Here is a 4,471-nt window from a genome sequence, read left to right on the forward strand (position 1 = left end):
GTGTTCCCCTGATCGCCACATGCGTCACTCCTGTGTCGCTTGACCCTTGCGTCGTGATCGTTGTTACTGTCTGTCGCTCAGCGATCCTGATCTGAGAGGTCGGCAGGCCGTGGACGAACCAGGACGTGCAGACCCGGGGCGCGGCCGGTGACCACCACGTCACTGCGTCGCCGATCGCGAGCCGACCTCGCCGCCGACGCGGACCACTGGGGCGGTCCCCGGTCGGTGACGCTGGTCCCGGCTCCGCGGCGCCCCCCGGACGACCCCCGGACGGTGGCCCTCGTTCCGCGGACCGAGGAGCGTCCCCCGGTCGGGCCGCGGATCGTGACGCTCACTCCGCGGCCGCGCCGTCGCCCGGATCCGCTGCCGCGTCTCCCGGACCCGCCGCGACGAGCCGACACGGCGCCGGTCACGTCCCCCGCGGTCCGATCGGCACGCCGGCCGGTCCGCCACGTCCTGCTGGTGCTCTGGCTCGGGTCGCTGCTCGTCGTCCTGGTGGCCGGCGCGCCGACGCCGCCCCGCCCGGTCGCGGCTCCGGCGCCGTCGCCCGCCCGGTCACCGGGTCGACCGGCCCCGGCGGCGCCCTCCCCGGCCGTGACCATCGCCGGGCTGGTTGGTGCCGGGTCGGCGGGCCACGTCTCGGTCGCGGCCCTCGATGTCGCGACCGGCCGGTCGTTCGGCTACGCCTCCGACGTCCCCGTCCAGACCGCGAGCGTCGTCAAGCTCGACGTGCTCGAGACCCTGCTGCTCCAGACCCACGACGCCGGCCGCAAGCTCACCCCGGAGACCGTGACCCTGGCGACGCAGATGATGGAGAACAGCGACAACGACGCCGCGACCCGGCTCTGGAACATCGTCGGCGGCGGGGAGGCCGTCGCGCGGGCGAACGTCCGGCTCGGCACCCACTGCACGCGGCTCGACGACGAGCACTGGGGGAACAGCACCACGTGCGCCGCCGACCAGGTCGCGCTGCTCGGCGCTCTGGTGCGACCCGCACCCCTGACGCCGGGCGCGCGCGACTTCGCCACCGACCTCCTGACCCACGTCGAGGACGACCAGCGGTGGGGGATCTCCGCCGCGGCCGACCCGGGCGCCGTAACCGGCCTGAAGAACGGGTGGCTGCCCCTCGAGGACGAGGGCGGTCACTGGATCGTCAACAGCGTCGGCATGACCACGGTCGCCCATGAACCGGTGCTGCTCGCCGTGCTCACCGAGCACCAGCCGAGCGAGGAGGCCGGCATCGCCCTGGTCGAGGCCCTCGCGCGCCCGGCGGCTCAGGCCGTCGTGACCGATCCTCGCGCACCGGCGGCTCCGTGATCGGGGCGGCATGGCGCTCCGCTCTCAGAAGCCGGGGAAGACGCCCCGTAGCTCGTCGAGCGAGACGTTGCCGGTGACCTCGACGCCGGCCGGCGTGTGCTCGGGGCGCAGACGCCCACCGATCAGCCGCAGCGCCGACCCGGTGGGCCCGGTGAAGGTGGCGGTGGCTCCCTCGGTGCCCGCGCGGACGCTCACGCTGTCCTCGACGACCAGCGAGTGGTCCCCGATCGCGACCCTGACCGGCCGGTCGAGCTGATCGGGCTTGGCGACGAACCCCAGCAGGAACCCCACCCCGTCCGCGAAGTGGTCGAGCATGGTCGTCGCCGCGGAATCCTCGACCTCGGCGTCGGGGTCCAGGGCGACCAGGACGTCCCAGCCGTGCAGGGCGACCTCGTCGAGGCGCATCCCGAGCGCGACCGCCAGCGGCGCGGGTTCAGGCAGGAACCCCAGATCGAGGCGCAGCGAGTCACGCTGCTCGGCCGACAGCCCCTCCAGCACGGCCATGTAGCGGGCGCCGTGCTCGACGAAGCCCTCGGCCTGCGAGCGCGGCGCGGCGGCGTCCCAGCGATCCCAGACGGCCTGGTTGTCGGGCGCGTCGACCGCGGTGCCCTCCACCGCTGCGACGAGGGCAGGGAGCATGATCTCCGACTGGCTCCCGAGGTGGGAGAGCACCTGGGCGACCGTCCACGGCGAGGCCCCGCTGGGAGCGTCCAGCTGCTCGTCGGTCAGCCCCTCCGCCACCGCGCTCAGTCGGTCGTGGTGGGCCCGCAGCGCGGCGATGGAGCGAACGGTGAGGTCGGTCACGTCGACGGGAACACCACCGCCCCTGCGATTCTTCCGATGCCCGGGGACGATGATCGAGGACATGGCGAGCGTGGTGGTCATCGGTCCGGGAGCGATCGGCGGCGTGCTCGGCGCGCTGGCGCACGAGCGGGGGCACGACGTCGCCCTCGCCGTCCGCACCCCGTTCGACGTCCTGCGGGTGCGCGCGGGCGCCGACGGCGAGGAGCGCGAGGTCGGCGCGGCCGTGCACACCGACCCGTCGACGATCGGCCCGGCCGACTGGGTGATCGTCACGACGAAGGCCCACCACACCGCCGCCGCGGCCGACTGGCTCGCGGCCACGACCGGCCCCGGCTCCGTCGTCGTGGTCGCCCAGAACGGCGTGGACCAGGAGCGCCGCGTCGAGGGCCTCGTGCACCCGGACGCGACCGCGATCCCCGCCGTCGTCGTCCTCGGCGCCGAGGCGGTGGAGCCGGGGCGGATCCTCCACCACGGCTACGGCCGGCTGACCGTGCCCGACGGACCCTGGGTCGACGGGCTGCGGGGACTCGTCAGCGGGGGAGACGATGGCGTCGAAGTCGTCGGTTCGCCCGACCACCGCACCGACGCCTGGCGGAAACTGATCAGCAACGCCGTCGCCAACCCGATCACCGCGCTGACCTTCCGCCGCAACGAGGTCCTCGCCGAGCCGCAGACCGCCGACCTCGTCCTCGGGCTGGCCCGCGAGGTCGTCGCCGTCGCACGGGCGGAGGGCGCCGACCTCTCCGAGGCCGACGTCGACGCTCTCCGCCGCCACTACACGACGATGCCCGCCGGGACGGGCACCTCGATGCTCTACGACCGCCTCGCCGGACGGCCGCTCGAGCACGAGTACCTCACCGGCGCCGTCGTCGCGGCGGGGGAGCGCCACGGCGTCGCCACGCCGCTGAACGCCGCGATGCTGGGGCTGCTCCGCAGCATGTGAACGGTTGTGGTCGCCCTAGCGACCAGAACTGTTCACATGGACGAAGTCCATCGGCAGCGACCGCACCCGCACCCCGGTCGCGTGGTGGACGGCGTTGGCGATCGCCGCGGCCGTGCCCACGATCCCGATCTCCCCGATGCCCTTGGAGCCCATCGGGTTGACGTAGGGGTCGTCCTCGTCGATCCACTCCGCCTCCATCTCGCGCACGTCCGCGTGCGCGGCGATGTGGTAGCCGGCGAGGTCGTGGTTGATCACGTGACCGAAGCGGGGATCGACGACGCTCTGCTCGTGCAGGGCCATCGAGAGCCCCCACACCATGCCGCCCAGGAACTGCGAGCGGGCGAGCTGCGGGTTGAGGACGCGGCCCGCGGCGTACACCCCGAGCAGGCGCGGCACCCGGATCTCCCCGGTGTCGGCGTGCACCGCGACCTCGGCGAACTGCGCCCCGTAGGCGGCCATGGCGAGCTCGCCGGCCCAGGGGTTGTCCGGGGTCGCGGCGTCGGCCTCCGAGCCGTCCTCGGGGTCGTCGCCCCACTTGTCGCGGAACCGGTCGGCGGCCTCGGCGATCGTCGAGCCCCACGAGGCCGTGCCCGACGAGCCGCCCGCCACGGTCCCCTGCGGCAGCGCGGTGTCGCCGATCGCGACGGCGATCCGGTCCACCGGCACCCCGAGCGCGTCCGCGGCGATCTGGGTGAGCACCGTCCGGGCGCCCTGCCCGATGTCCGTGGCCCCGATCTCCACCTCGTAGCGACCGCGGGCGAAGCGGATGACCGCGGTCGAGCCGGGGAACCGGATCGTCGGGAACATCGCCGCGGCGACCCCGGTGCCGTGCCACCAGCCGTCCACGAGCTGCGCGCGCGGCTCCTTCGGGCGCGACGCCCACCCGAAGCGCTCCGCGCCCCGGCGCAGGCAGGCGACGAGGTTGCGCGACGAGAACGGCAGCCCGGACTCGGGGTGGACCTCGGGCTCGTTGCGCACCCGCAGCTCGATGGGGTCGATGCCCAGCGCCACCGCCAGCTCGTCGACCGCGCACTCGAGCCCGAAGCTGCCCGGTGCCTCGCCGGGCGCGCGCATGTAGCTCGGCGTGCCGATGTTCAAGCGCACGAGCTTGTGCGACGTCGCGATGTTCGGCGCGGCATACATCATCCGCGTCGTCGTCGCCGCCGGCTCGACGAATTCGTCGAAGGTCGAATTGGTGTGCAAACAATCGTGGCGCAACGCCAGGAGTTTGCCGTCCGCGCTCGCTCCGAACGCGAGGCGCTGCCGCAGTTCCGGCCGGTGGCCGGTGTTGTTAAAAGTGCCGTGGCGGCTGAGCGCGATTTTCACCGGGCGGCCAATTTTCTGTGCGCAGAGTGCAGCGAGCGCGGTGTGACTCCACATCGGCCCCTTCGCGCCAAAACCGCCGCC

4 protein-coding genes are annotated in these 4,471 nt (G+C 73.7%); 2 read left to right on the forward strand and 2 right to left on the reverse strand.

The window, feature by feature from the left end; all coding sequences use genetic code 11:
- The first annotated feature begins 462 nt into the window (after positions 1–462).
- Positions 463–1,317, forward strand: coding sequence for a serine hydrolase (locus AC0CYZ_RS22470; protein ID WP_472219432.1), 855 nt, complete (start codon positions 463–465; stop codon positions 1,315–1,317).
- 24 nt (positions 1,318–1,341) lie between these two features.
- Here the strand turns inward: AC0CYZ_RS22470 and AC0CYZ_RS22475 are convergent, their stop codons facing one another.
- Positions 1,342–2,121, reverse strand: coding sequence for a maleylpyruvate isomerase family mycothiol-dependent enzyme (locus AC0CYZ_RS22475; RefSeq protein WP_472219434.1), 780 nt, complete (start codon positions 2,119–2,121; stop codon positions 1,342–1,344).
- 61 nt (positions 2,122–2,182) lie between these two features.
- Between AC0CYZ_RS22475 and AC0CYZ_RS22480 the strand changes: the two genes are divergently transcribed.
- On the forward strand, positions 2,183–3,064 hold the full coding sequence (locus tag AC0CYZ_RS22480; RefSeq protein ID WP_472219436.1) for a 2-dehydropantoate 2-reductase: 882 nt from the start codon (positions 2,183–2,185) through the stop codon (positions 3,062–3,064).
- 15 nt (positions 3,065–3,079) lie between these two features.
- Here the strand turns inward: AC0CYZ_RS22480 and AC0CYZ_RS22485 are convergent.
- On the reverse strand, positions 3,080–4,471 hold a 1,392-nt coding region (locus AC0CYZ_RS22485), incomplete at its 5' end, for a xanthine dehydrogenase family protein molybdopterin-binding subunit (protein ID WP_472219438.1).

The sequence above is a fragment of the Actinomycetospora sp. genome, assembly GCF_055612215.1.